The sequence below is a fragment of the Okeania sp. SIO3I5 genome, from assembly GCF_010672085.1.
Classification (GTDB): domain Bacteria; phylum Cyanobacteriota; class Cyanobacteriia; order Cyanobacteriales; family Microcoleaceae; genus Trichodesmium.
This window is the reverse complement of record NZ_JAAHHT010000399.1, coordinates 1-5,177: the sequence shown is the minus strand read 5'-3', so window position 1 is coordinate 5,177 and position 5,177 is coordinate 1. Positions and strand designations below refer to the sequence as shown.

The following is a 5,177-nucleotide window of genomic DNA, read 5'->3' as shown; positions in this document are numbered from 1 at the left end:
GTGTGGTCGGTGTGGTGGGTGTGGGGAGTGTGGTCCGTGTGGTCCGTGTGGTCCGTGTGGTCCGTGTGGTCCGTGTGGTCCGTGTGGTCCGTGTGGGAAGAAATTAAAAAATATATATTTTCACCATTACAATGCAGGACTACCTAAATTTTTTCCTTTTAGTCAATTCTCTCCCTAAAAGGGAGAGGTAATTATCCATTATTGAAGAACATCTAGAGGGAAATCTTGTGTAGATGCCGGAAATTGCTATGGGGATAGAGTCCGAACTTAACAATAGCTATTACATTATATCAAGTAGAAGTCAGAACTCAGGAGTTAGGAGTTAGGAATAACGGGGAATTTAGAGCAGGTAGTCGGATATTTTATCCCTTAATTTTTCTGCAATTATTCTGCCCAAAGTCCTAACTTTTTGGTTCCTTAAGCTTAAAAAGTTGCACTTTTTTTCGCTGTCAAAAGCCTAAAATATTTATCTGCAAATGCTTTTAGAGAGGAAAAAGTATTTATCAACAGACAGCTTAACTATGAGAGAATATATATAGCAGAGAAAGAGTTGGCTCTTGACAATTACTGATGATGAATCTCAGACTAGGAAATGTTTTTCATGCCTGTTCCCTATTCCCTGTTCCCTCCTCCCTCCTCCCTCCTATAAAACTTATGAATCATATCTTTTTTTCAGGATAGTTATTAATCATTTATCGGAAAATTTTTAAAAGACCCTAGACAGATATGGTAAAAGTAACTATAATAAAAATAACAGCCATTTAACGAAGTCAGTAGGGGCGAACGGCCGTTCGCCCCTACAGAAGTCAACCCACCCCTAGCCTCTCCCAGGAGCAGGGCTAATTCTTTGTCTGAGCTAGAATATTTAGGGAGAGGGTGGGGAGGATGGGGAGGATGGGGAAGATGGTCCGGATGAGAAGGATAAGGTCTTGGGGTATCCCAAGCTCCATGAATAAAAGCGGACTTTTCTCCCACACCTCCCACACCTCCCCACCCTCTCCTACTTTTTTCTAGGCGTGACAATAAATTGACCCTGCCTCCCAGGAGGGGAAGTCTGAAGTTGTTTTTGTAATGGGAATTTTAACCCCATGAACTAACTAAAGTTAAATTTCTATTATACCCCCCGAACTATAAGTTGCGCGTTTTTGAGACCGCAACTAAAAGTGCTGCGGGTTTCCCAATTACCGAGTATTTTTAAATGACACCAGAAGATCGAGAACTTTCTCTATCCCCAGAAGATTACAGTCTGTTAACAGACCTCTATCAATTAACAATGGCAACCTGTTACGTTGGGGAAAAAATAGACCAAAGACAAGCTAGTTTTGAGTTATTTGCGCGAAAACTGCCTACAGGTTTTGGCTATCTCATTGCTATGGGTTTAGCACAAGCATTAGACTATCTGGGAAAATTTCGATTTAGTCTTGGGCAAATTGACGCTTTAAAGTCAACGGGAATTTTTGCTAATGCTTCTAATAAATTTTGGTCGTTGCTAGCAGAGGCTAAATTTACTGGAGATGTATGGGCGGTGCCAGAGGGAACAGCTATATTTCCTAATCAACCCTTACTGCGGATAGAGGCACCACTTTGGCAAGCGCAGTTAGTAGAAACATATTTATTAAATACAATTAATTACCAAACTTTGATAGCAACAAAAGCAGCGAGAATGCGGGATATTGCTGGAAATGACACCAAATTATTAGAATTTGGCACTAGACGCGCATTTAGTCCCCAAGCTAGTATTTGGGCAGCTCGTGCTGCTTTGGCAGGGGGCATGGATGCTACTTCTAATGTTTTGGCAGCCTTGAAATTAGGTCGCAAACCAGCAGGAACAATGGCTCACGCTTTGGTGATGGCAATATCTGCTGTGGAAGGTAGTGAGGAGGATGCTTTTAATGCTTTTCAGCGATATTTCCCCACCGCACCTTTATTGATAGACACTTATGATACTTTGGCAGCTACCCGTTTATTGGCACAACGAGTTAAAGAGGGTGAAATGCAGCTAAGTGGGGTAAGATTAGATTCGGGAGATTTAGTTAAGTTGTCTCAGGAGGTGCGCTCGCTACTGCCAGAAGTGACTATTTTTGCTAGTGGAGATATTGATGAGTGGGAAATAGCTAGACTTCAGAGAGAAAATGCTTGTATTGATGGATATGGTATTGGTACTAAGTTAGTAACTGGTGTTCCTGTGAATGGAGTTTATAAATTGGTAGAAATAGACGGCATTCCTGTGATGAAAAATGCTACCGGAAAAGTCAGTTATCCTGGTAAAAAACAAATATATAGATATCAGGAAAATGGTCAATTGAAACAGGATTATTTGGGATTAATGGATGAAGATGTATCGAATCAAACAGAACCTCAGACTGATTCTTTTATAAAATTAATGACACAAGTAGTTCAGAATGGGGAAATATTGCAAAAATCAGAAAATCTTGAAGCGATCGCTAAACGTACTGCTATTTCTGTTGCTAGTTTGCCTCCTGAAGTTCGCAGTCTAGAAAATCCTATTTTGCCACCAATGAAAATTTCTCATAAATTACAAGAACTTACACAAAAAACTCAAAGAATTAATATTGCAGGGAACAGGGAACAGGGAACAGGGAACAGTTGGAAAAACATTTCCTAGTCTAATATTTATCATCTAATAATTATTTCTTCTGTAATAGAATGATTGGTTAAAAAGATTTTTTTTATCCTTGAAAAGAGAAGCTTTAAGATCATGTCCGTTGATATCGTTTGTATAAAAATTGGGTAAATATCTACCATATTTAAGCTTCTTCCTTCTTACTTTTTATTTCAGTCAATTATCAAGATTAAATTATGAATAATTTGCAAGTATTATCAGGCTTAATGGGTGTATGTATTGGAGATGCTTTAGGCGTACCTGTAGAATTTTCCAGTCGTAATCAAAGAACAATTAAAAGGATTGAGAATTGATAATTGATAATTACCTCTTCTGTCATAGTAAAGATTATTTAAAAGGAAATTTTTTGCTCCTAAATTGCAGTCAATTATCAAGATGAAATCATGAACAATTATCAAGTATTATCAGGTTTAATGGATGTATGTATTGGAGATACTTTAGGCGTACCTGTAGAATTTTCCAGTCGTAATCAAAGAACAATTAAAAGGATTGAGAATTGATAATTGATAATTACCTCTTCTGTCATAGTAAAGATTATTTAAAAGGAGATTTTTTGCTCCTAAATTTCAGTCAATTATCAAGATGAAATTATGAAAAATTATCAAGTATTATCAGGTTTAATGGGTGTATGTATTGGAGACGCTTTAGGCGTACCTGTAGAATTTTCCAGTCGTAATGAAAGAACAATGAACCCTGTAACTAAAATGATTGGTTATGGCGCACATAACCAACCACCCGGCACCTGGTCTGATGATAGTTCCATGACATTATGTTTAGCTGAATGTCTATGTAATGGATTTGATTTAGAAGCGATCGCTCACTCTTTTTATCGGTGGCGTTATGAAGATTATTGGACTCCTTGGGGTAAAGTTTTTGATATTGGAGGTACGACTGCTGCAGCCATTTCTCGGATTAAAAAAGGTGTCGCAGCAGTAGAAGCTGGAGGTAGAGACGATCGGAATAATGGCAATGGTTCTCTAATGAGAATTTTACCCCTAGTTTATACTTATAAAAACCTTAATTTTTCCGAATTAATTCAACAAGTTCACGACTGTTCTTGTATAACTCATGGTCATTTAAGGTCACAAATGGCTTGCGGTATTTATATCAGTATAGCTATTTGTTTATTGGAAGGTTTAGAACTAAAAACAGCCTACTTACAAGGAATTGAAAATATTCAACAAATATACTCACAAGAAAAGTATGCAGGAGAGCTACATCGTTTCCAGAAAGTATTGAATGGAGAAATTAAAAATATACCTATTACAAGAATTCACGCCAGTGGTTATGTACTAGATACATTAGAAGCTTCTTTATGGTGTTTATTAAATACAAACTCTTTTGCAGAGGCAGTATTAAAAGCAGTAAATTTAGGAGAAGATACAGATACAACCGGAGCAGTAACAGGTGGTTTAGCAGGAATTTATTATGGCATAGAAAATATCCCAAATGAATGGATAGAAGTTATTGCCAGAAAAGATGATATAGTCAATTTAGCCTCTCGTTTAGCAACTTCTATTTCTGATTAGGGAATAGGGAGTAGTTATGAGTTAGGAGGAACGAGAAATTATAATTGAACTAGGAATTTTTAGGAGTTATAAGTCAGAATTAATAGCTTCTTCAATAATGGATAATTATCTCTCCCTTTTAGGGAGAGGATTGACTAAAAGGAAAAAATTTATTTCTCGCGGGGAGATTGGGTATGGTTAGGTAACTCATCCATCTCTCAACCGCTTTTTCCCCTTGAAAGGGAAGGCTTTAAACCTGAATTATCTAATTATTTAATTGTTTAATTGTTTCGGTAAAGGTTAGGAAATTTATAAATCCTGAAACCTTTTGACAGTTTACTATTCCCTATTCCCGATTCAAGTAGCGCTATAAAGGAAAATTTTCTGTAAAGTCTTTTTATCGCACTTATTATTCGTAACATTCTTTTTTGAAATTGGTAGAATTTAGTAGAAGGTACTATTAACGAAGTTAGAAGTCAGAAGTCATAAGCGAGTGTGTAATTCTGAGGTCTCCATTTCCTGCGGAAAGGCTTCGCAAACAGAATATAAGAGACACTCAAGACAGTTATTTTTGTAACGGGTATTTGAGAAAAGCTCCCAAAATATTTCGTCGATCAAGGCGTGGTTTTAGACCCAATTATTTTGATAACTGATAACTGAAATGAACCAGAAAAAGCTGAATGTTAATAACTGAATACTTAATCATTATCATATCCGGATAATCAGTAATAAAAAACCTTTTCCCTTTGAACTAATATTTCCTTCTAGCTTCTGCCTTTTGCCCCCTGCCTTCCCTTCTCCAAAGTGTTAAATATTCAACAGGAAATAATATTACAAACTAATCTAAAAATTGAGAAAATAAATTACAAAATAAATGACGAAAATAGCCTTATTTGGAACAAGTGCAGATCCACCAACAGCAGGACATGAAACAATTGTCAGATGGCTCTCCCAAAACTTCAATAAAGTAGTAGTTTGGGCATCAGATAATCCCTTTAAATCTCATCAAAATCAGAAGAGAACAA

4 protein-coding genes and 1 pseudogene are annotated in these 5,177 nt (G+C 36.7%); 4 read left to right on the top strand and 1 reads right to left on the bottom strand.

The genetic code is table 11. The features are described from left to right. Positions 1-684 precede the first annotated feature (684 nt). Entirely contained in the window at positions 685-1,023 is a 339-nt protein-coding gene (locus F6K40_RS38625) for a hypothetical protein (RefSeq protein WP_293145115.1), read from the bottom strand. Between the two features lie 175 nt (positions 1,024-1,198). Here F6K40_RS38625 and F6K40_RS38620 point away from each other — a divergent pair, with 175 nt between their 5' ends. The 4 genes and pseudogenes from F6K40_RS38620 to F6K40_RS38610 form a co-directional block, all read left to right on the top strand. Continuing rightward, positions 1,199-2,626 carry a nicotinate phosphoribosyltransferase gene (locus tag F6K40_RS38620; RefSeq protein WP_293145113.1) on the top strand — a complete coding sequence of 476 codons (1,428 nt, stop codon included), beginning with the start codon at positions 1,199-1,201 and terminating at the stop codon, positions 2,624-2,626. 401 nt (positions 2,627-3,027) lie between these two features. After that, entirely contained in the window at positions 3,028-3,144 is a 117-nt protein-coding gene (locus F6K40_RS41535) for an ADP-ribosylglycohydrolase family protein (RefSeq protein ID WP_375340635.1), read from the top strand. A gap of 90 nt (positions 3,145-3,234) precedes the next feature. Then, positions 3,235-4,173, top strand: a complete 939-nt coding sequence (locus tag F6K40_RS38615; RefSeq protein WP_293145111.1) for an ADP-ribosylglycohydrolase family protein — start codon at positions 3,235-3,237, stop codon at positions 4,171-4,173. A gap of 853 nt (positions 4,174-5,026) precedes the next feature. Continuing rightward, positions 5,027-5,177: pseudogene (locus F6K40_RS38610) on the top strand (nicotinate-nucleotide adenylyltransferase); the annotation flags it as partial.